The following is a 23,142-nucleotide window of genomic DNA, read 5'->3' as shown; positions in this document are numbered from 1 at the left end:
ATAGCGGTCGACTCTTTGCTCTTTGCTTTAACCTAATTTCCTAGGGGGAGCTAAATGGGGATAGTTATGAAATTGGCATTATTTAAAATTGATAGTCCAGGTATTATTGTTTTGATCCTTAAAAAGAATTTTCTTATTTACAAGTTGACCTAAGGTTGCATTTGCCCAAGTAGTACCAACCAGGGTTTCGATATCAGCTTTAATTTCGGCTTTGCCGGTAGTGGTAGTTGGGTCATTCCAATCACCACCGTCAGGTTTTACTGATACAGGCAGTACTCCGAAAGAATTGACTACCAGATTATTAATTCCCATAGTGCTTAGCTTAGTACTTCCTTTACCACTCTTTATTGTTGCCGTAATAACGCGGGTACTTTCATTGACTGTCATTGTAGTCCACTCATTATTTGGCGGTGTGACAGATGATGATAAGTTGAGGGTCAGATTAACACTGCTGTCAGAATATCCTGATTTCGAGAGAGTGCCACGGAACGTAACCGATGACCCAAATAGATCTCTTAAGGTACCTAAGCTGACATCTCCGTTTTTAATTGCCGGAAGAAGGTCTGACATAGTAATTGGATTGCTTAAGGAGAATGATTTGTTGCTAAAGGATACTGTACCCGTACCCGGGGATACAAGACTGGTCAGCTCAAGGGTACTATCCGCAGGACTGGCTGTGATATCAATAGCGCCTACCATTTGTGTATTAGCTAATCCGGTAAGATCGGCGGAACCGCTTGTTCCATTAACTGTGTCGTCTGCAATGCCATCATCTGCACCATCTAAGATAGAGAATTCTACAATTTCGGTAGACGTTGTATCACCCGATCCGCCGCTGCCGCCACTTCCACCTGTTGATGGAGTTTTTGGCGGTGTACTGGGAGTTGAGGTAGTATTCTCACCGTTAACTTTTCCACCACCGCTAACGACTGTACCAGTTGAACCCGATTGTAATTTGCCAATACTTGAACTGCTTGGAATAGTAATGTCAACTTTGGCAGTGGTTTTCATAGTTTCAACAACAGTATTGTCGGCTAAAACCAGTTTCCCTTGGGATTGTACTTCTACCGCTTTAAAGCTTCCCTCTAAGGTAACTTTTTGATCTATATTTTCTGTGTTAATAACAACAGATGGAACAACAGCGTCTTCTGCAGCTTTTAAGGTAACCTGACTTTCCACCACGACGGGCTCAGTGAAAGTTCCTCTTAATTCAACAACGGGATCTTGTCCGGGGGCACTCGTAATGGTAACCGTCCCCATGGAACCGCCGTTGGCATCTAAAATTGCGTAGGTCCGAACAACAGTGTTATCAATTGTTGTAGTACCGGAGGCCTCAACCCGGACATTACTGTCACTGTCAACTGTAAGGACGCCGGCTGTGGTATTTTTAATGTGGATACTGTCTGATGCACCGGAGAGGATAACGATGTTAGCTGCGGTTACTCCGTCTAAGGTAGCCGTTCCCTTTTCCCCGGGATCAACAAAGACTGTCCCACTGACTGTCAGGTTGTTCAGTGTGATATTGTCTCCCTTAACATAGACGCTGTAATTGGCCTTGGCGTTTTGTAAGGTGATGTTATCTCCTGTAAGCAGAACGTTGTCTGTCAATACTGCGGGAGTCGTCTTATCAATCGAACCGACGGTTTCATCATCGGTTGAATATGACACAGCCGATGTCAGGGCGTTCATTCCAGCAGAAGGAACAACAAACTCACCGCCTACTGCAACCATATCATTGGTCGATAAGTTTAACTTCACAAAATCCTTGGTGACATTGTCCAGTTGTTGATTAACAAGCACTACGGGGGACCCACTTGCAGCGGCAAGAGGTACAACAGCCAGAGCATCAACTAAGGTTTCTCCGTTTGCGACGTATACTTTGTCATTCTTATACTGTCTGGCAAAGCCTTTTAGGATTTGGACGTTGGTATCATACTTCGAGAGGCCTGAGTATCTTTTGACGTTTCCTTTTAACTGCCCTTTGACCGCATCCGATACTACTGCCGTTCCACCAACTACATAGGAATCTGTGACCTTATCATTGATGCTGTCGAGATAGGTTTTAACAGAGGCAGGAAGTTGTCCTTGGGTGGTAGTCAAGATCGGCATACCTTGGGCTGCAGCGATGGGCGCAACAGAAAGAGCATCTGATGGGCTTAACCAACCGGCTGCAATCACAACCTTAGAGATATTGACGCCTTGATTGGCCATTTCCTTTGCTATGTTTACGGAGGTTTCATATTGATCATATCCCCCAAGCTGAACCGGGGTAATACCCATAGCGATGATTTCATTAAGAACGGATTGTTTGATGACAGCTGTACCGCTGGTAATATAGACTTTTTTAGGTTTGAGTCGAAGCAGCTCCGCTTTAGCTGATGCATTTAAGGTTTGCCCGTTATCTGTTAATAGAATGGGAGCCTTCAATTTAGCTGCCAATGGGCCCGCTGCCAAGGCATCCACAAGGGAGTAGGTCATTCCGGCTGAAAGAACGACGCTGTCGCTTGTTCCCGCCCAGCCTTTTTGGGCCATCAGGGCTGCTGTTGCATACTGGTCATATCCACCAATCCTAGTCACTGCATTTAGTACGTCTGGCGTTGCTGCATTCGCAACAACCGGAGTTAAGGTTGCCGACAATGCAACTGCAACTGCCATACATCCGTTTAACAACTTTTGTTTTGTTCTTTTCATGATTTGACCTCCTCGTTTAATTCGGGCTCTGGTTTTCTATCCTAGGTTGTGTCAGGATTAGGGTTGGTGCGGAACCACTCTTATATTAATGAAAATTACAATTAAGGTAAAATGTCCCTCACCTGTCAAAAGTTATTTAATTAATTCGCTATTCCTTAGGATATTCCTGCAAGGAATATCCTTTTATTCATATTATTTTCACTTTTAGCTATTACAGCTCTCTCGTCCAGCATTGCTATTGTTTATTCCAATCAACGAACAATGTAATAATTTATCATTGACCACTTTTAAATATATATAATTTGGCATATAATTATATATATAAAGGTTGGTGATTTTGCAATGATGTCATTTAGGAATGATAAACTAAACAATATGGCCTGGCCTAACGAAACATTGCAGTTGATTGGACGAATTCAAGAATTCAAAGGTAAGCAGGATTTATTTAAGCAGCAGCTTCCTGAAATATTGGCTGCGTTGAGGGATGCTGCCATAATTCAAAGTACTGAGTCAAGTAATCGATTAGAGGGAATTGTGGTTGAAACTAAGCGTTTAACGTCTATTGTTCAGAAAAAAATTCAACCGCAGACACGTTCAGAGTCGGATGTTGCCGGGTACCGCGATGTATTAGCTACAATTCATGCGTCAGCGGAATATATGACTCTCAAGCCAGGAGTAATACTACAGCTTCATAGAGATTTAATGCAATACACCGGCAGTGGTGGACGGTTCAAGATCAACGATAATGAGATTACAGAGACGCTCCCTGATGGAACCAAGCGAATTCGCTTTATCCCGGTCCCGGCCTGGCGTACGCCTGAGGCTATGGATGAATTATTTAATGCATATCTTCGTGAGCGTGAGCGTGGAACTATTAACGAGTTGATCCTTATAGCAACGTTCATTTTAGATTTTTTAAGTATTCATCCTTTCAGTGATGGCAATGGTCGTATGGCTCGGTTATTGACATTGCTCATGCTTTACCAATGCGGTCATGAAGTCGGTCGTTATATCAGCTTAGAGAAAGTAGTAGAGGAGACGAAGGATCAGTATTACGAGACCTTGGAGCAATCTTCTGTAGGTTGGCACGAAGGGGAACACAATTTACTACCATGGATCAACTACTTCTTAGTGATGCTTCTTAAGTCTTACCAGCGATTTGAGGAGCGAGTTGGAAAAACAACGGATAGCAAGCAACGCAGAGGGTGGAAAGCGCAAAAAGTTAAGGAGGTCATAGACCACTTTATTGCAGATTTCACTATTCAAGATATCCAAGAACGTTGTCCAGGTGTAAGCCGGCCAACTATTCAAAGGATATTGAATGAATTAAGCCACGATGGAACCATTGAATGTGTAGAGCAAGGTCGTAATGCCCGATGGAGGAAGCTGTAATAGTCCATGAAATAGCTTTCTCTGATATTAAAGACTTTCTGAGATTCGGAACAGAGAAGGTTGTAGACTCTTACGATGAAGAAGGTCGGCCAATCTATGCATACAAGCAGTAGTTGATCGTAAATCACGTGATGAGGTTGACGGATCGCTAATCTCTGAGGTTTCCATAGGTAAAGACGGAACGTTCATGTTGTTAGAGTGCAAAAAGAAAGAACGGATTCACCTTAAATCCGTTCTTTCTTTTTGCACTCTAATGGTTATTCAACTGTTTTCAGATTATTACATATTTATAAGATAAAATGTTCCGCCAATAACCGCTGCCAATACAACCGCCGCAAGTATGATATAGAAATTCTGCTTCTTGGGATTGAGCTTGTGCCAAGGTAAGCCCATGACTTAGGTGCCCCTTTCTGTAAAACGACTCATAATGGTACTTTATTACAGAATACGACAATAATCAAGGACTTTGTTAGGACTGAAATTCTTTGCTACATGTTATGTCCATAGGATTCACGCTTGAATGGGTTAAAGGTGATAAATTGACCGTTTACTAGAGAAAATATATAGATCGGGACAACTTCAAACTCACAGCTTACATATTATGTTATAATTGTTTTGCGAGGGGGGGTGTTTCAAATGGATCAAAAAGTTATGGAGTTACTCGCAAACATATATCAAACGCAAACGGAGATGCGAGGTGAGTTAAAAGAGCTTAGAGGCGAAGTCAATGTGCTTAGAACAGATCAAGAAACAATAGCTCAAAACGTTGCTAAAATAATCACAGTGGTCGAACATGATATCTCCCAAAAAATTGGAGTAATCTTTGATTTCCGTGAAATACAGATAGAAGATAACCAAAAGACCGGAAAAGCACTGGAACGCATAGAAGCCAAGGTCGAGGTCCTACAATTAGAGACATCCCATTTGAGAATGATAAAATGAATGAGTCGTTGCAAGAAGTCTAAAAAATCTCCCAGACCCTTAATTAGGATGTGAGAGATTTTTTAGACTTCTATGTATATTGATAGGCAATGAAGGCTTCCATAAATTTGACCTAAGAAGTTATACCCTCCCGCTCCCATCACAGTTCGGACAAGGAGAAGTATAACGTACTGAAAGGGTCTGACCCACTTTTTTGCGAGTCATTTCCACAAGCCCCAGCTGAGTAATCCCTAAAACCTGAGACTTAGTTTTATCCTGGGCACAAGCTGTCTCCAGCTCGTTAATGACTTGTTTCTGTGCCTCTTCGGTTATCATATCGATAAAATCAATAATGATAATTCCACCCAGGTTTCTCAGCCTCAACTGTCGAGCTATCTCACGGGCAGCCTCCAGGTTCGTATGGACTACCGTTTCCTCCAAGGAGTGTGTCCCTACATATTTTCCGGTATTCACATCAATTACGATTAAGGCCTCAGTTTGTTGGATGACTAAATACCCTCCGCTCTTCAGCCACACTTTAGAGCGCAAAGTTTTTCGGATTTCATCATCCACCCCGTACTTTTCAAACAGGTCCTCTCCTGTGACAACATAAATCTGTTTAGCGGCCGGGTGTTCAATCTCCCGTAAAGCTTTACGCAGTATTTGACCGACCTCATCATGATCAACGGTGATTCTTTCGACATCATGATTAATCCAGTCCCGGATTAAGCGGGAAATAAGATCAACATCTTTATGTACCAGACCGGGCACAGAAACGTGTGGGATTTTCGGCACTAAGGCTTGCCAAAAAGCAACAAGTTGCCTGATATCTTCCGCTATCTCGTCCCCATCTATCCCTTCAGCAAGAGTACGAACTATGACTCCCATACCCTCCGGTTTAGATGCAGCCGCCAAATCCCGCAGCCTTGCCCGTTCATTATTATCTTGAATCTTCCGAGACACCCCAATATAGCTAACCTGGGGCAACAGCACCACATACCTCCCCGGCATGGTAATATTAACACTGATCCGAGCGCCCTTCGTACCCACCGGTTCTTTAGTAACCTGTACTAAAAGCTCTTGGCGAGGTTTAAGAACATTTTCGATCCGATCCTGAACAATCGTCGAAGCCTTTTCATCCTCATCAAAGCGGGATGGAACAGCATCTCCAACATACAGAAAGGCGTTCTTGTCCAAACCAATATCAACAAAAGCAGCCTGCATACCAGGAAGGACATTCTCAACCCGCCCCCGATAAATATTCCCCACCAAATGGGAGGAACCGCCTTCATCCTCGAAAACTTCCATCAGTTCACCCTGCTCAAAGACGGCTGCCCGTATCTTTTGAGATTGGTTTTGGCCGTTACCAATGGTTTGGCTTTGCAGAACGATTTCTTTACGCGCACGCTTACTTTTCATCGAATACACCTCCCAGCTCAGCTTCGAAGCCAATGCAATCCCAAGATCGGCCCTATACTTGCACTAGACTCGCAAGAACCGTGATAAAGCAGAAATTCTTTGCCTACAGGCAATAACGTGTTATAACTAGGCTAAATAAAATTTTCAGAAAATAAGAAGGAAGCGATATATATGCCCCTAGTACAGTTGAAAAAGTCATTTGGAATTGTACAAATAAAGAAACATCACCTAATCACCCTAGGCCAAGAAGTTCGTAAAGAGCTTAACCTTAACGAAGGAGATATTCTTGAAGTTTCAGTTGTAGACGGAAAACTCGTACTAGAACCCCAAAAGCTTATACAAGCTGATCAGCAATGGTTTTGGACAGAGAAATGGCAAACAGGTGAAGGAGAAGCCCAAGCTGAAATCGACGCTGGGCGAATCAAAAACTTTGATTCCATGGAAGATTTCCTAGAAGATTTAAGGAAAAACAACAATGCAGAATAAATCCCCCGCACCGATTCAGAGGTGCCACATGCCTAAAGCATGTCCCAAAATTCAGCTTGCAACAACTTCCCAAGCACCAGCTAACGCCCCACCTATCACCCAGATCCGTCCCCAGCCCTGCGGCGCCGCTCAGCTTCGAAGTCAACTCCAAAACTTGCCCCAACTTACCCAGCTTACCCCAGCAGACCCCCAGAGCGAGGGTCACGAGCACACGGCGAGAAACCTTTGCGAGAGTCGTAGCCAAACTCGGCTTTAATCCGCTTGCATAAAGCAGGGCGGGAAACAGGGACGTTTCCCGCCGGCCATGCGGCACGGACGCCGCTTTGGCCGGGAACCCTGCCCGCTTACATAACCGGATTAAAGCCCTAGTTTGGCACGACGAACGCACGGTTGAACAAGTGTGCTCGTGACCCTCTCTCCCACTCACGCTTCGAAGCTCACCAAGAACGCTCACCCAGCCGTATCGATCGGCGAGCTCTTCCCGCCCTCATAACTTACATGAACCCCCGTCCGAATAACCTGGATCCCATCCAACTCAATCGGCAAATTCTCAAGCTCCCTCAAACTGGCCAGCACTTCCTCCGGACGTACACTTCCTGAGTTGCCCATCTCAACTTCCAGGTCGAAGATAACTTCATCCCCTTGGATTTTAGCCTCTAACAGCTTAATCCAAGGTCGAATGTCCTTATCTGTCGGTCCCTTTTTAGAATAACGGGAATAAGTCACGTGTTCTCTTCCCAGCCAACCGCTTACGGCTTCCTGCAAACGTTCCGCTTGAATCGGCAGAGCCATGGGCACACGTATCCGATAACTGGCGGCATTGAGCACTGCCATCAAGGATTTAGCACCCTGATCCAAGGCGCGCCCTTGTAACAGGCGAATTCCGGGAGGTAGTTGTTCCTGAACTCGCGCTAATACTTCTCCCAGATCCATCTCCTCTTGAAGCTCAACATCCACGTATTCCCTCTCGCCCTCTGTTCCAACCGCTAAGGCAAAACCAAAGGAAATCTTGGGACGAGGGTTAAATCCTTCTGAATAAGACATATGGATTCCAGCTCGTCGGATCGCACGTTCAAATACTCTCGTAAGGTCAAGGTGTGCGATATACCTTGCATCTTCAATTTTAGTATAGGCGATTCTTAGCCGCATGGCACTCACCCTTTCAACTCAATCTGAACCCCTCTGCTCGGGCAAACTCCGCACCCGGTACAATCCTCATATCGACAGTCGATGGTCTTTGCTTCCTGCAGCGCCCGATGGTGTTCTTCAGCCAAAAACCGTTTCGACACGCCACTTCCTATATGCTCCCAAGGTAAGATGTCATCATAATCCATGGCGCGATTAGCGTAAAAACGAGGGTCGATTCCTAACTCTTTCAAGCCCTCCATCCACACATCGTAGCGGAATTGATCAGACCAACCATCAAAACGACATCCGTGTTTAACTGCCCATTCCAGGAGTGGGGCCAATTTCCGGTCCCCTTTGGCAAAGACGGCTTCTAAATAACTTGTTGTCACATCATGATAGCTATATTTAATGCGGCGATCTCTTAATTTCTCTCTCAAATATCTCTGCTTCAGTTCCACTGAAGAGCCTGCTTCCTGGGGCTCCCATTGAAATGGAGTGTGACTTTTAGGAACAAAGACACTCGTCGAGACCGTCACTGTGATATTTCGGCGTCCCAGCTTGGTCCCCAGATTAACAACTTTTTTCGCCAAATCAATGATTCCATCAATGTCTTCCTGAGTCTCTGTGGGTAACCCGACCATAAAGTAGAGCTTAATGGTGGACCATCCCTTTTTAAAGGCTGCCTCTGCAGCTTGTAAAAGGTTTTCCTCCTCGACTCCCTTGTTGATCACGTTACGCAAGCGTTGTGAACCGGCTTCCGGGGCAAATGTTATACCGGATTTACGAGCTTTCTGCACGGTTTCGGCTAAATCAACATCAAAAGAGTCTACTCTCAGGGACGGGAGGGATACTCCTACCCCTTCTGCTCCATGCTTTTCCATGATGCTATGAATCACAGGCTGTATACAGGTGTAATCTCCGGTGGAAAGTGAGGTGAGAGCGATCTGATCATAGCCTGTAGCGCGGACCAATTCCTCTGTTTGTTTGAGCAGGGTTTCCGGAGAACGTTCCCGGACAGGTCGGTAAATCATACCCGCTTGGCAAAAACGGCATCCTCGCGAGCAGCCGCGCATCACCTCTAGCATCATTCGATCATGGACAATTTCTAAATACGGGACGACCGGATTAGTAGGGAAAAATGCTTGATCCAAATCGGCGACAATGGCCTTTTCCACTAAAGCAGGGACACCCTCTTCAGCCACAATCTTCTCAATTCGACCGTCCTCTTTATACGTTACATGGTAGAACTCCGGAACGTATACCCCTTGGACTTGGGCGACTTTCCGTAAAAAGTCTTGCCGGGAAACGGGGTTTTTCTTCTGTTCAGCCACTAGATGAAGCACTTCAGGCAATTGTTCTTCACTCTCTCCGATGAGGAAAAAGTCAATAAATCCAACCAGAGGTTCCGGGTTATAGGCGCAGGGTCCTCCGGCAATAACCCACGGATCCTCAGGTCCCCGGTCCTCCGCCCGCATGGGGATTCCTGCCATATCCAGCATGTTAAGGATATTCGTATAACTCATTTCATACTGAAGGGTGAATCCGACCACATCAAATTTGTTAAGGGGCTGAAAGGATTCGAGGGCATAGAGGGGAATTTCCTTTTCTCGCAATTCTTTTTCCATATCGATCCAAGGAGCAAAAACCCTTTCACAGAGAAATTCAGGATATGAATTAACCAGGTGGTAGAGGATTCTGGTTCCTAAATGGGACATTCCTACTTCATAGACGTCCGGAAAAGCAAAGACCATCCGGACATCGGTTTTATCCCAATCTTTCTTAATCACATTCCATTCAGATCCGATATATCGGCTAGGTTTTAAGACTTTAGGTAAAAAGCGTTCGACCTGCCGGCGTATCTCCGCCGCAGTATTATTACTCATGGTATCAGCGAGGCCTGGTTTCTAAACACTAGACAAACTTATACATCCAGCATTTTCACTTTGCCGACTAAACAAAGTGGTAGCATCACAGGATTCAGCTACTAAGGTCAATACTCTCGTATTAAACGCCAATAAAGCCTTAATTGAGTATCAGCTTAAGTACAACAGACGTGCGACGGTTAGTCGCCCCTAAAACAACTCCGCACAAGCCTTTCAACTGAGTGTACTTGTGCAGTGGTTTATTCTAAGCTTAATCGTTAAGCAATCCTAAGTAGTTCTTTCCTACGCACTAACCATAAACCAGGCGTATTCACTTCCTTCCGTTTTTTGAATAGTCTATCGACTTGTTTACTAATCTCACTCCACTGGCCCCATTCATTCCTTTGGTTGAATATGGTCAGTGTTTTCTTTGGTACTAATTTGTCTCGTAGTAGCTTAGGTACGGTTTCTTTTAACCCATAACTTCGTCTTGCTATAACTAAGGCTGCTCCGTTATGGACATCGAGTCCGTATTGGTGACAATATTTATAAAGCCCTATTTTACTGGTATATTGGGGTCTAACCTTGACGAATTCGACACCGTTACGCAGACAACTACGCTCCAACATTTGGAGTAACGTTGCGTAAACAAACTGACTGCTCACTCTAGCCATTTTACCCGTAACATCGCGGTCGTCCTTAAACTTTAAATCTTCCGCAGCGATCCCGCAATGGTTAGTTTTTGCCGCTTCTACCGCTTGTTTCACAAGCTCACCACATAAATTCGTTCGCCGGTTACTCCGACAGAAGGTTAATTCATGCTGTTTTAAATAGGTGTGCCCTCTGTAGTTACCTTTATTATCAATCCTTGTTAGCACAAAACCATCAGGATTCGTATCTGCTCCGATCATGTTGAGGTGCCCAGTGTCGACGACGTTCGCTTCAGGTTCTTCAAACGTAATGTGTGCGTAATACTTGCCATCTTGTTTGATCAACTCCACTTGGTAGGCAACACCTTGTTCTAACGATTCCATAAATAACTTTCGGTAATGTACACCATTGACTTTGCCAGTCTTTTTGGAGAGTTTTTGCGGTAAATAAATCGGCATCATAACTTTAATTGCTCTGTTCTTAACTGTTTTTTCAAGGGTTGAGATTTCTAGGAAACTTACTCTATCCTTAAAGACGACTCTTAAATTTGGATTACCGCCCTTTGTCTTATCACCACGACTGTAAAAACGGTTATTACGACAATCGTTCCATTCCTGTTTCGATATTAATCCCTTACACCGTCTTAAAAACATCTTTTTCGTGCCAAAGGTAACCGGTGGGATGGTCTTACTCGTCAAAAACGTTGTCCAATAATCTAGCTTTTGCTGACGTTTCGCCAATTTTGCGGTTAAGGCTTTAACCCTGCGTTCCGATAGCTTAGGCTTCTTAAGCTTTTTGACAAGCGCTTCGACTTTTTTGCTATAGTTTTGATGGTGAAGCCTAACAAGTTCATGTTGTGAAGCAATCGTCTGCCTTGCCGACTCCACTGCGTCTTTAGCTTGTCGAATATTCAAATGGTACTTATGCGCAACAACCTTTTCCAAGTCTCCGATCCGCTGTCCTTCGAGTTGTCGCTTAAACGAGTAGCGAATGGCCGTACAGAAAACAAGCATCATGTGATCTAATAGTGCCTTTTGCTCATTCGTTAGGTCTATCAGAACAGCTTTCACCGTCGTTTTCGTAAGACTCACCTCGCTCCTGTTCCAATTTTCTATGGTTTGAACAATCGTCTGTTTTAGCTTTCTTCTACCTCTGGCACCAATTAGATTTCTTCATTGGGTTGCAACTTTACACCTTGTTCAATAGATTCGTAAAGTCCACTAGCAACTTTTTCATAGTCACTTATATCTATCAATCTACTTGTCACCCAAATATACCTTCTACGATATAGTTTAACTAGTTAAAGGCTATCGGCTCACTAGGATTTGTATAGACTTTACAAAACTGTTGTTACCTCCTTGTATCTATTATATTGTGAACTTAAATTATATCATATATAAGTTAAATTCCCTATAATTTCAAGGATTATCCTCATATCTCGTTGGTTAGAGCTTTCCGACGGGAAAGCGGATCCCCTCCCGCAGCATTCCTTCAACAATATCTGTCTCGGTGAGAATTTTCTCCATTCCCGCTTTTTCATTGGTAAGGGAAATCATGGTATAACGATCCGGGGTGAATTCTTCTACAATCCGCACCAAAGGAGTTTCTCCCTGAACCGTTAGCCATAGACTGCGCATCAGCCCTCTTTTCATTAATTCCTCTTTCTTGCGAGTTAATTGCCTAAGAAAGGTAATATGAGCGGAAGAGATCTCTTTGCTCCCCGCAAACCAGAAGAAGCCTCCCAATATGAGATAGAAAAGCGGACCTTCCGTAAATTTTCCACTAACCCCTAAGACTACTCCATAAAGGGCAAAGAGAACCCCCAGCCATCTTCCTGCCCCAGCTAAAAATTTTGTGGTCCGCACGAATCCGAAACCTTCGACTAAGAGGGCTCGCACTACCCGCCCACCATCCAAGGGTAAAACAGGGATTAAGTTAAAAGCGGCCAGCCACAGGTTATAGCGAACAAAATCTTCGGCCAGTTCTCCCGTCCAAACTCCGTTCCAACGTAAAACCTGAGCTCCAAAGAGGAGGACAAGGTTAAATGCCGGACCGGCTAAGGCCATAACACTCTCTTCAAGTTTCCGTCCTTCGAAGAGGCCGTCACAATAAGCTGCTCCTCCGAAGGGAAACAGTTCAAGACCTTCGACTTTAAAACCGTAGGCTTTAGCCACCAAAAGATGGGCCAATTCATGCCCTACTACTAAGGCAAAGATGAGAAGAGCCTGGGCCGCTAAACCCAGGACTCCATAGAGTAACAATACTACCAGAAATGAGGGATGGATTCGGATGCTCACCCCAGATATTTTGAAAAGCTCCATTTTCTCGCACTCCCCCCTAGAACTGTGTCGATGAGCTAAGATCTATCCATATCGCTAACCACGTTTATACTTCCACCTTAAAGCGAACTCGTCCGCTCAAGCTGAACCCACTCCCACTAAGAAGTGGATTTTTACGAATGTATATGGGATCCTAAACCATGTATAAGTTCGATGAATCCTTAAGGAACTGACTTCACCTTTAATTTTTCTTAATCCCTCTAATTCTTCGCCGCAGGAGGTACGAGATAAGGGATTGGATTAAGCGGTTGATTATTTTTTCTCAATTCAAAATGAAGCCAGGGCTTCTTAAGAGGGGCGGAAAGACCAACAGCTCCGACCACCTGTCCCTTCTCAATTCGTTGACCTTTCTCAACCTTTATTTCGCCGAGATTCCCAAGCACCGTGGTCCACCCATCTCCAAAATCAATTTTAACCATCTTACCCAACTGAGGGTCTGCCCCGACTATAGTTACAACCCCGCTGGCAGGCGTGACCACAGGAATTCCCAAGGCACTTCCCACGTCAATCCCTTGATGGACTGAGTCATCACTTCCCACCTCGCCAAAGCCGGCCATGACCGGTCCGGAAATGGGAGGTAAGAATTTCCCTTTCATCTTGAGATCGACCGGGACACTTTCACTGGGCACCCCGCCCAAGGATAATGCTTCTTTCGCCATATTATTGAGAGCTGTGTAATAATTTCCTGAATCCATAGCCCCCCGATAAATAGAATGGACGGCTGAGGAAACTTGATCCGAACTATTGGCGCTAAAAAACACCATTAGGAACATCATGGCAGCTAAGAGGGTTCGCTTCTGGGTACCATTCCAATGGTTCAGGAAGTTTCCCCACCCTTTCTTGACAGGATTTCGATGACGACTGTATTGGTTATTGCGCGGCGTCGATTTACCCCGCCCCTGTTCTTTCCCGACTTCCTGGATCGCCCGTTCCCATTCCCAATCATCCCAACGTTCAAAAGGATTCATCCGCTAACCCCCTATTCGTGGTTCGTGGTTCGTGGTTCGTAGTTCGAACTTTGAATTCGATTCTGCGAATCGAAGAACGTAATTGCATTTAGCTTGAACTTAGGCTGAAGGTTTTAAATACTGTGCGAACTTTGTTCGCTTCGACTCGAACGTCGAACTTTTCGAAACCTCAAACCTCGAACCCCAACCTCAAACCTCAACTTCAAACCTCAAACTTCAAACCTCGAACCCCAACCTCAACCTCAACCTCAACCTCAACCTCAACCTCAACCTCAACCTCAACCTCAAATCTCAACCTCAAACTTCAACTTCAACTTCAACTTCAACTTCAATTCTCTATTCTCTATTCTCTATTCTCTATTCTCTATTCTCTATTCTCTATTCTCTATTCTCTATTCTCTATTCTCTATTCTCTATTCTCGTGCCTCAAATATGGCTCGTACACCCATTAATAGTCTATGAAATAGACAAAAAAATAGAACTGCGATGCAGTCCTATTTCGAGGTTCGAGGCTCGATGTTCGAATTGTAATTTCGATTCTGAGAATCGAAGAACGGAATTGACCTTAGAATCAACATAGACGTGAACTTAGACCGTAGGTTAAAATTAGGCTGAGGCTTTAAATACTGTGCGAACTTTGTTCGCTTCTAGTTCGAACCACGAACTACGAATATCAAACCACGATCAGAACATTAGCCTTCGGTGCCTTAAGTTTACACTTAGCAACAAGCCGATTGCGGCCATATTTGACCACATGGCGCTGCCTCCGGCACTGATGAGAGGGAGGGGAATTCCTGTGACGGGCATGATTCCGGAGGTCATACCGACATTGACGAGAATATGGAAAGTAAACATCGAAACAACACCCGTACCAATCAACATTCCGTACATATCACGGGCTCTCAAAGTAATATAGATGCTGCGCAGAAGAAAGATCAGAAAGAGGAACAGTAAGGTGATGGTTCCGATAAAGCCGAACTCTTCTCCGACCACAGAGAAAACGAAGTCTGTGTGATGCTCCGGCAGAAAGTTCAACTGCCCCTGGGTTCCCATGCGATATCCTTTTCCCCATAATCCCCCCGACCCTATAGCCCAGAGAGATTGAAGAATGTGCCATCCGTCTCCCGACTGATCTGATGCCGGATCCATGAAGATAACCAAACGATTCAACTGATATTCCTGCAGCGGAAGGGGGAGCCCTTGAGCCCATTGTAACCACCCCGGCAAGTCCGTGGAGAAGTGGAGCCAAAGTGCTATTCCTACTACGATGGCCCCTCCCAATAACAAGCCTCCAAATTTCCAGGGGTTAGCTCCGGCAACGAACATCATACCGATAAATATGGCCACAAAAACTAAGGTCGTTCCTAAATCCGGTTGTTTAAAGATAAGGAGCATGGGGAATAACACAAACAAAAACGGCACAATGAAATCCTTGATATTATTAAGTTTCCCTTTGCGTTCGGCTAAAAAATCTGCGAAGGTAATAATGATGAAAATCTTGGCGAACTCTGAGGGTTGGATTCCAATGGTTGGAGTAAAGTAAATCCAGCGGGTGGCACCTTTAGCTGTGTCTCCAAAAAAAATGACTATCAAGAGCAACACCAAATTAAAGCCATAAATCCACCATCGAAAATGATGCCATTTCTGATAATCGATGACGGCAATAACCAAGGCAATCACGATCCCGGTCACAATCCAGACAGATTGGGTCTCAACATAGTGAAAGGGATCTGATTTTATGACGTTAATTGAAGCTGTACTCAAGATCAGGAGACTGGCAGCTAATAATAACAAAGTAAATAGAATGAATAACAAGTCTAGGTTTCTTAATGCTCGTCTATCCACGTGATAAATCCCCTTAGGTTATTTGTTGAATACTTGTTTGCTCATTATACCATAACTAACGCTATGTTCGAAGTTTGAAGATTCCTTTACCCAACAGCAACCCTAGTGGCTGTAAAGAGTAGGTTAGGGGTGGCTGGTAAGGTAGGAACACCACTAAAAAAGGCATGACAATAAGTGTCATGCCTTTTCTAACAGTTTCAAAGCGGATCCATTGTTCTATTCAGCTAATCCCTTGGTCGCATAATCCCGCTTCATTTTCACGACTGGAATGTTGGCAACCAACGCCACTTCCCGATCATCTTGACAGAGATTAAACTCGAGTGCAGCTTCGTCGATTTCCATGTAGTTTGAAATCACTTTAACTAAATCTTCCCTTAATTTGTTGAGCATGGCAGGCGAGATGCTGGCACGGTCATGCACTAAGACGAGCCGCAGACGTTCTTTTGCCACCGTCTTGCTCGAGGCGCTTTCCCTGCCTAGCATTCGGCTGATAAATTCTAACAAGGACAATTCCTCCTCTCAGTACCGAACGTTCAACGTAAGCCAATGAGTCTCTTGAGTCTATCCATAATTCCTACGGGTACGTCAAGGTTCATCAGTGGGATATCTTCCCCTTCGATTCTCTTCGTAATCCGCCGGTAAGCTTCTCCAGCTTTTGATCCCATATCCATGACTGCAGGCTCACCACGGTTCGTAGAAACCACGATGCTCTCGTCTTCCGGAACCACACCAATGAGCTCGATAGCTAAAATATCTAAAATATCCGAGATATCCATCATATCTCCACGTTTCACCATATCCGGGCGCAGACGGTTAATGATCAATTTTGGATTTCTCAGCTCCGCAGCTTCCAGTAAGCCGATAATTCGGTCTGCGTCGCGGACTGCACTGACTTCAGGAGTGCAAACGACAACCGCTCGATCTGCACCGGCAATGGCATTGCGGAATCCTTGCTCAATTCCTGCCGGACAATCAATAATTGCATAATCAAATTCTGCTTTAAGCTCATCAGCTAATGTTTTCATCTGTTCAGGGTTAACGGCTGTTTTATCCTTTGTTTGTGCAGCCGGAAGCAAAAAGAGATTTGGAAAACGTTTATCTTTGATAAGCGCTTGTTTCAAGCGGCAATTTCCACTTGTTACATCCACCAGATCGTAAACAATCCGATTTTCTAAACCCAAGACGACATCAAGGTTACGCAAACCGATATCTGTATCGACAAGAACGACTTTATGACCATTACTGGCTAATCCTGTGCCAATATTTGCTGATGTCGTCGTCTTGCCTACGCCCCCTTTTCCAGAAGTTACTACGATTACCTCACCCATAGTTAGACCTGCCTTTCCCTATAGACTTATTCTCTCATTAACGGGCCTTGCTACGCCAACCACTCATTCCGGCCGCTTCAACCATCAATTGATCATCTTTGATCCTAGCTATCTCCGGACCTCGTCCATCTGTTCCATCATCCGGTGCCCTAGTCACCAAATCTGCAATTCGTAATTGAGTAGGTGCCAAATGATAGGCGCTTACTGAGGCCTTCCGATCACCCGTCGCTCCGGCATGGGCAACTCCTCTAAGGGAACCTAGAACGACAATGTTACCGGTCGCTATAATTTCCGCACCCGGGTTAACATCACCCAGCACAACAACATGCCCCTCATACTGCACACTATTTCCGGAACGAAGTGTGCGTTCCATAAAGAGACAGTGTCCTTCCAACGTCCCTTCCTCCCCGCGTGCATCTTTTTCCTCTGGTACATAGGACCTGGCTTTAGGAAGGTAGACTTCTTCCGAGGTCATCCAGCCGGCAAGTTCCAACCCTTTCTGTTTCAAAACGGTTGTCAAACCAGCGTGTTCATCCTCGGAAAACTCTCTTTTCCCAGCATAGCACCGGACGGTTGCTCCCTGGAGGAATTGGTCAGAGTTCTTCATAAGGTTATCGAGTTCATTCATTAGCAATTCAAAGTCCGCAGCCGGATCCAGGTATAACACCAATCCGTCGCGGGTGCCCTTTAGTGCCACATGTTCTGTCCGTGTCAACCTGCACAATCCTCCATTGCTTGTCATAAATTCTACCGGTTATAAAGTATATTATTTCGGGTGGCATAAGTGTAACTAAGCAGGCGCCTTCGCAAAACTCGACGCCAAGCTGAGTTTTCTATAAATGCACTCCTATAAATTCTACAAGCCTGTCCAAATTCCCTTTATCCAAATGAAAAAAACGAGGATAAATTTCCTCGTTTTTCAGCCTCCATTCGTGTTCTTCCAACCAAAATATTTCATAAAAGCCGCCTTGGCGACGAGACCTGCTGTTTCTCCGCCGTGTCCTCCAAATTCAACGACCCCTGCGAAGGCAACCTGTGGATTATCATAAGGAGCAAAGGCGACAAAGACCCCGTTGTATATTTCTCCGGAGATGGTGTCTTTCGAGCCGATCTGGGCGGTTCCTGTTTTCCCTCCGCCTGTGAATTCCGGTACATCTGCGAAGAGCCAGTTGGCGGTTCCTTCTCCGGTGGTTACAGCACGCATCGCCTGTTTAACCTGATCTAAGACTTCAGGAGAAACCGAGACCGTATTGAGAACCTTAGGTTCATATTGTTGAACTGTCTCCCCTGTCAGCGGATCCAAGAGTTTTTCCACTACAAAGGGACGATAATGCTTGCCTCCGTTTACTATGGTTGCCACATAGTTGGCTAATTGCAAGGGAGTGTAGGCGTTATACCCTTGACCGATAGAATTGTTGTAACTGTCATAGGGCCGCCACTCAAGTGGTTCGCTCGTTCTTGCTTTGTACAAATCATTAACTCTTTTGATTTCTGCGTCTTTCTCCTTTTGAATTTGCACCCGTGCTGTCTCATCGGATGCTTGTTCAAGTTTGGGAGCGTAATCGCTTTCAATCTTCGCCAGGGATGAATCACGTGACTCACGGGCATTGTCATAGATATTTGTGAAATAACTTTTCTTCCATTCGGCTGAAGGTGAAATTCCTTTAGATTCTCCGGGCAAATCAATCCCGCTTTCAATACCCAAACCAAATTCCCGGGCGATCTGTCCGATGGTTTCCGGATTAGAATCAAAAACTCGGCGACCCATGATTTCAAAGTAAATATTTGAGGATTTAGCCATGGCTCGATAAAGGTTGACAAGTCCGAAGTAATTGCCGCCCCATTCCTCAATCCCTTGTTGCTGAGCGCCAAGGCCACCTAAAGAGGAAAGTCTGTCATCAATCTGCTCATAGGGCGTGGTTTGTTTCAGTTGCAAAGCCGACATAGCTGTGATCATTTTAAAGGTGGATCCCGGTGGATATAAACCGGTCAACGCCCGATTTAGAGAAGCTGCTTCTGAGGCACGTTTGGGATCTTGGGGCCAATACTTATCAGCCATTTGTTCGGATATAATGCCGATCAAGTCATTGGGATCCATTGCCGGACGAGACGTCATGGCTAGGATCTTGCCGGTATTGACATCCATTACGACAGCTGCTCCCGCATGGGCAGCCGGGTTTTGCTTTTGAATATCCAGTATCACCTGATCAAGGGTATCATCCACGGTCTTTTGCAGGTCTGCATCAAGGGTCAGTTGAACCGTCTTTCCCGCTTCCGCTGCTTGGATCAATTGTTTGGAAACAGGACGGGCGTTATTATCAACTTCAACTTGTTGAACCCCTTCCTTCCCTCGCAGCCAAAAGTCATAGGATTTTTCAACCCCCATTTTGCCGACCATGTCCCCCTGTGCGTACTCAAAACCGGCCTCTTGGGCATCTGTGTTTTTATTAAACTGAGTAATTTCTGTATCCGAAATTTCTCGAACATACCCCAGGAGCTGACCAATTAAGGTTTTTTCCGGGTAGGAACGAACGGGAATTGCATCCACACTCACGCCGGGGAGCTCCTCCTGGTGTTCGGCAATAACGGCCTGGAGCTCGGGGGAAATCTCATCGAGAATAATGACGGGGCGATAGCGTTCCCATTGGTGATTCTGAATATTGGCGAAAATATCTTCAGCAATTGACTCGACGGTTTGATTGGCATTCGGCCATTCCGGCTGGATGTAAAATGCTAATCGTTGGACAACTTCTTTCCATTCACTGCCTTTTGCCTGTTGCAAATCCATCCAATTCAAGTGGACAACGAACTCAGGAATACTCGTTACCAAAAGCTTTCCATTTCTGTCCACAATATCTCCCCTTGTAGGAGGCACCTTGACCAACTTCATGACGTTTCCTTTGGCCATGGCAGAATAATAAGAACCTTGGGCAATCTGTAAGCGCCATAGGTTAAAGCTTAGAATTAAAAAAATAAGCACAACTACGGCGCTCAAGCCCCAGATTCGATAGGTAAAAGGTTTTCGTTCTCTATCATCCAATGAGCAAACCTCCTCTTTATCGATGTTCGTGGTCCATATCGTGGTTCGTGGTTCGATATTCGTAGTTCGAATTGTGAATTCGATTCTACGAATCGAAGAATCGGAATAGATGTTCGAGCTCAATCGTGGGGTTAACAGGTTGGTGCTTAATGATAAATTCGAGCGAAGTTTTGGGAAGCAAGGGGATGTTTTCAATAGGGTCGGATAGAGTATCGCCGAGCGCCTTTCCCAATAGGAACACTTGGCGCGAAGGAGCTAAACTCCATCGTTATTCGTCTGTGGATCTGCACCTTCGGCCTAAGTCTATCCGCAGCGCAATTGTATTCGTTACGGGCCGTGCGCTTTCGGCGATACTCTCCACCAGAGACTATCGTACAGGAGACTTACGCCACCGAAGTCTCGATGTTCAGCTTTAGCTGAATGAGTTCACTAATCTCCTGCGAACTTGTTCTCATCAATTTCGAACCTCGAATATCGAACTTCGAGATATGAACGCACTAGCGTTCATATCTCGGTCGATAACGCAGCCAGCCGCGAACGAAGGACTGATGAATCAAAGGATAGGTTAGGGGAACCAGGATGGCGTTATACAAGGAAACCCCGATTACCAATCGGCCCATATCCCCCAGCGTCCAATGAAGTCCGGCACCTAAACTCAAAAAAGCAACTAACAATTGTCCCACTGAGGTGACAATGAATACCATAAAGGTCGTTAAAAGAAAATTTTCTCGATACCAGCGTTCTGCTAACCAATAGCTTAAAAAAGCGACCACGACGAGGGTGAGAGTATACATTCCAATGTAACGCCCCAAATAAAGATCTTCTAAGAAACCCGCAACCAGACCCCAAATTAAACCTGAACGAAGTCTGTGATGCATGGCTATATACATGGTTAAAAGCATGAGCAAATCTGGTTTGATCCCTGACCAAGACCAAAAGTGAAAAAGTGTGCCCGGCAAAATCAGGCTTAAGAGAAACATAACCGCAATTAAAACATAACGCACATTATCCACCAACCATTTTAACGATATATACCTCTTCTAAGGAGTCAAAGTCGACGAGTGGTTGAATATAAGCAGTCTTAAGCAAACCGGAAGGGTCTAATTGAATTTCCTTAACTTGCCCGATGGGAACATCTTTAGGGTAAACTCCGCCCATGCCGGAGGTAAATACTAAGTCTCCTACATTAATGCTGTCCTCTCTGCGAAAAAGCATTTGTAAATTCCCTTCCGCTGTCAGACGGGAGCCGCGTTGATAGTTCCCTTGCACAATGCCAAAGGTACTGTTCCCAGTGCTCCCACGCACCGAGGCACTGACCTGCCCCTCTCCATCGAGGATTAAGAGGACTTCAGACGTGGTTTGAGTAACGGACACAATTTTTCCTATCAGCCCTAAGTCTCCGATAACTGGGGCATTGGCCACGATCCCGTCCTGACTTCCGCGATTTAAGGTTAACGTCCGGTACCAAGTCGTCGGGTTGCGATTAACTACGGAAGCCCCAACCTTTTCAAACTTTTCCAGGGTTGGACTGCGAAACTGACCCTGATCAAGCTCATTATATCGCATCCCGGCCAAGATTTCTGTTTTCAGCTTAAGATTATCTCCTGTAAGCTGGTCAACTTTCTTGAGCAGTTCTTCGTTTTGACGGGATACCTCAGTGAAGCCCCAGAATGCCCGCGTATGATTCTTGATCCCATTCCCAATCTGAAGAATTGGTTGTTCTAAAGGGCTTAAAACACGTTGCATGACTCCACCAATAGGGTTAGAAAAATTACTTTCCAGTCCCGTAAACCGAATCGCTATCAGCACTCCTAATAATAGAAAGAAAACGAGAACCGCAATTCCCGTTACATTGACTCGCTTTTTCCTCACCACAAATCCTCCCCGCTCTTTTTAGCTCTTTTGCGAGGCGGCAATTCTACGAAGGATTTCTGCATGTTCCAATACATTTCCTGTCCCAATAGCGACACAGGACAATGGGTCCTCCGCTATGTGCACCGCAATACCCGTTTCCTCTGAAATCAGTCGATCCAGGTTGCGCAGTAACGAGCCGCCACCTGCCATCATAATGCCGCGATCCATAATGTCCGATGATAATTCCGGCGGAGTCTTTTCTAAACAGGATTTAACCGCATCCACAATTGCCATTACCGGTTCTTGTAAGGCTTCTTGGATCTCTTCCGAGGTTACATCAATGGTCTTAGGAAGTCCCGTCAATAGATCCCGTCCACGTACTGTGTACATTCCTTTTTCGGCTTTGTAGGCATATCCGATTTCAAATTTGAGGGTTTCAGCCGTGCGATAACCAATCATTAAATTATAGCGTCGTTTAATATGAGCGATGATGGCATCGTCCATTTCATCTCCCGCTACACGAATTGACCGGCTTGTCACGATTCCGCCTAAGGAAATTACAGCAACTTCTGTTGTCCCTCCGCCAATATCGACGATCATGTTTCCTGTGGGTTCACTGACTGGGAGTCCTGCCCCAATCGCAGCCGCCATGGGCTCTTCTAAAATTATGGGATCTTTTGCACCTGCCGCCATAGCCGCCTCTTTAACTGCCCGTTCTTCAACGGGGGTAACTCCGGAAGGTACGCAGATAACAACCCGGGGACGAATATATGGGTGCTCTGTCCCTAAGGCTCGGCTGATAAAATATTTGAGCATTTTCTGGGTGACGTTAAAATCAGAGATGACTCCATCCTTCAAGGGACGAATTGCTACGATATTACTTGGAGTCCGACCGATCATTTCCTTAGCTTTATCCCCCACAGCCATAGGAGTTTTTGTAGTGATATCCATTGCCACTACGGAGGGTTCCCGTACAACAATCCCTTTTCCCTTTACATGAACCACTGTATTTGCTGTTCCTAAATCTATTCCTAAATCCCTGCTAAAAAAGTTGAAAAACGCCATGGTTTTGTTAATCTCCTTCCAAATTCGAGGTTCGATATATTCGCAACTCTTAGTTTTATTTTCGTATTTCTGTAGTTCGCAGCTCGTAGTTCGTGGCTTGTAGCTCGTAATTCGTAATTCGTAGTTCGTAGTTCGTAATTCGTAATTCGTAGT

The 23,142-nt window shown here is 45.1% G+C and carries 19 protein-coding genes; 4 read left to right on the top strand and 15 right to left on the bottom strand.

All coding sequences use genetic code 11. The features are described 5' to 3' along the window. Nucleotides 1-78 precede the first annotated feature (78 nt). Complete coding sequence (locus BUB11_RS04205; RefSeq protein ID WP_073028093.1) at nucleotides 79-2,691, bottom strand: cell wall-binding repeat-containing protein; 2,613 nt, start codon at nucleotides 2,689-2,691, stop codon at nucleotides 79-81. A 342-nt stretch (nucleotides 2,692-3,033) separates the two neighbouring features. On the opposite strand from BUB11_RS04205, the gene BUB11_RS04200 reads away from it, so the two are divergent. Together BUB11_RS04200 and BUB11_RS04195 are read left to right on the top strand one after the other, a co-directional pair. Further along, nucleotides 3,034-4,083 carry a Fic family protein gene (locus BUB11_RS04200; protein WP_073028091.1) on the top strand — a complete coding sequence of 350 codons (1,050 nt, stop codon included), beginning with the start codon at nucleotides 3,034-3,036 and terminating at the stop codon, nucleotides 4,081-4,083. A gap of 636 nt (nucleotides 4,084-4,719) precedes the next feature. Next, the gene (locus BUB11_RS04195) at nucleotides 4,720-5,025 is read left to right on the top strand and encodes a hypothetical protein (protein WP_073028090.1); all 306 of its coding nucleotides are present in this window, start codon (nucleotides 4,720-4,722) and stop codon (nucleotides 5,023-5,025) included. A gap of 120 nt (nucleotides 5,026-5,145) precedes the next feature. Here BUB11_RS04195 and BUB11_RS04190 read toward each other — a convergent pair whose 3' ends face one another. Then, entirely contained in the window at nucleotides 5,146-6,423 is a 1,278-nt protein-coding gene (locus BUB11_RS04190; protein ID WP_073028088.1) for an Rne/Rng family ribonuclease, read from the bottom strand. Nucleotides 6,424-6,594: 171 nt separating this feature from the next. Between BUB11_RS04190 and BUB11_RS04185 the strand changes: the two genes are divergently transcribed. Further along, nucleotides 6,595-6,909 (top strand): AbrB/MazE/SpoVT family DNA-binding domain-containing protein, encoded by a 315-nt coding sequence (locus BUB11_RS04185; protein ID WP_073028086.1) that lies wholly within the window; start codon nucleotides 6,595-6,597, stop codon nucleotides 6,907-6,909. Between the two features lie 450 nt (nucleotides 6,910-7,359). Here BUB11_RS04185 and BUB11_RS04175 read toward each other — a convergent pair whose 3' ends face one another. The 10 genes from BUB11_RS04175 to mrdA form a co-directional block, all read right to left on the bottom strand. Continuing rightward, nucleotides 7,360-8,058, bottom strand: a complete 699-nt coding sequence (locus BUB11_RS04175; RefSeq protein WP_073028083.1) for a TIGR03936 family radical SAM-associated protein — start codon at nucleotides 8,056-8,058, stop codon at nucleotides 7,360-7,362. 5 nt (nucleotides 8,059-8,063) lie between these two features. Next, the gene (locus BUB11_RS04170) at nucleotides 8,064-9,920 is read right to left on the bottom strand and encodes a TIGR03960 family B12-binding radical SAM protein (RefSeq protein WP_073028081.1); all 1,857 of its coding nucleotides are present in this window, start codon (nucleotides 9,918-9,920) and stop codon (nucleotides 8,064-8,066) included. Nucleotides 9,921-10,177: 257 nt separating this feature from the next. Then, nucleotides 10,178-11,641: an IS200/IS605 family accessory protein TnpB-related protein gene (locus BUB11_RS04165; RefSeq protein WP_073028079.1), complete on the bottom strand. Its 1,464-nt coding sequence runs from the start codon at nucleotides 11,639-11,641 to the stop codon at nucleotides 10,178-10,180. A 354-nt stretch (nucleotides 11,642-11,995) separates the two neighbouring features. Continuing rightward, entirely contained in the window at nucleotides 11,996-12,871 is an 876-nt protein-coding gene (locus BUB11_RS04160; protein WP_073028077.1) for a M50 family metallopeptidase, read from the bottom strand. Nucleotides 12,872-13,089: 218 nt separating this feature from the next. After that, on the bottom strand, nucleotides 13,090-13,857 hold the full coding sequence (locus BUB11_RS04155) for a murein hydrolase activator EnvC family protein (RefSeq protein WP_073028076.1): 768 nt from the start codon (nucleotides 13,855-13,857) through the stop codon (nucleotides 13,090-13,092). A 684-nt stretch (nucleotides 13,858-14,541) separates the two neighbouring features. Continuing rightward, nucleotides 14,542-15,702 (bottom strand): rod shape-determining protein RodA, encoded by a 1,161-nt coding sequence (gene rodA / locus BUB11_RS04145; RefSeq protein ID WP_073028072.1) that lies wholly within the window; start codon nucleotides 15,700-15,702, stop codon nucleotides 14,542-14,544. Between the two features lie 216 nt (nucleotides 15,703-15,918). Next, nucleotides 15,919-16,206, bottom strand: coding sequence for a cell division topological specificity factor MinE (minE, locus tag BUB11_RS04140; protein WP_073028071.1), 288 nt, complete (start codon nucleotides 16,204-16,206; stop codon nucleotides 15,919-15,921). 29 nt (nucleotides 16,207-16,235) lie between these two features. Then, nucleotides 16,236-17,030, bottom strand: a complete 795-nt coding sequence (minD, locus tag BUB11_RS04135; protein WP_073028069.1) for a septum site-determining protein MinD — start codon at nucleotides 17,028-17,030, stop codon at nucleotides 16,236-16,238. Nucleotides 17,031-17,067: 37 nt separating this feature from the next. Then, entirely contained in the window at nucleotides 17,068-17,745 is a 678-nt protein-coding gene (gene minC / locus BUB11_RS04130; RefSeq protein ID WP_073028068.1) for a septum site-determining protein MinC, read from the bottom strand. Between the two features lie 204 nt (nucleotides 17,746-17,949). Continuing rightward, complete coding sequence (mrdA, locus tag BUB11_RS04125; protein WP_073028066.1) at nucleotides 17,950-20,070, bottom strand: penicillin-binding protein 2; 2,121 nt, start codon at nucleotides 20,068-20,070, stop codon at nucleotides 17,950-17,952. A gap of 149 nt (nucleotides 20,071-20,219) precedes the next feature. Here mrdA and BUB11_RS26835 point away from each other — a divergent pair, with 149 nt between their 5' ends. Then, nucleotides 20,220-20,486 (top strand): hypothetical protein, encoded by a 267-nt coding sequence (locus BUB11_RS26835; protein WP_143187533.1) that lies wholly within the window; start codon nucleotides 20,220-20,222, stop codon nucleotides 20,484-20,486. An 81-nt stretch (nucleotides 20,487-20,567) separates the two neighbouring features. Here the strand turns inward: BUB11_RS26835 and mreD are convergent, their stop codons facing one another. From mreD to BUB11_RS04110, 3 genes are read right to left on the bottom strand one after another with little or no spacing between them, the layout of a single operon-like run. Next, the gene (mreD, locus tag BUB11_RS04120) at nucleotides 20,568-21,074 is read right to left on the bottom strand and encodes a rod shape-determining protein MreD (RefSeq protein ID WP_073028213.1); all 507 of its coding nucleotides are present in this window, start codon (nucleotides 21,072-21,074) and stop codon (nucleotides 20,568-20,570) included. Between the two features lies 1 nt (nucleotide 21,075). Then, on the bottom strand, nucleotides 21,076-21,942 hold the full coding sequence (gene mreC, locus BUB11_RS04115) for a rod shape-determining protein MreC (protein ID WP_073028064.1): 867 nt from the start codon (nucleotides 21,940-21,942) through the stop codon (nucleotides 21,076-21,078). A gap of 21 nt (nucleotides 21,943-21,963) precedes the next feature. After that, complete coding sequence (locus tag BUB11_RS04110; RefSeq protein WP_073028062.1) at nucleotides 21,964-22,989, bottom strand: rod shape-determining protein; 1,026 nt, start codon at nucleotides 22,987-22,989, stop codon at nucleotides 21,964-21,966. Nucleotides 22,990-23,142 lie beyond the last annotated feature (153 nt).

Origin of the sequence: Desulfosporosinus lacus DSM 15449 (assembly GCF_900129935.1) — a bacterium.
Classification (GTDB): domain Bacteria; phylum Bacillota; class Desulfitobacteriia; order Desulfitobacteriales; family Desulfitobacteriaceae; genus Desulfosporosinus; species Desulfosporosinus lacus.
This window is presented reverse-complemented; position numbering and strand designations above follow the sequence as displayed.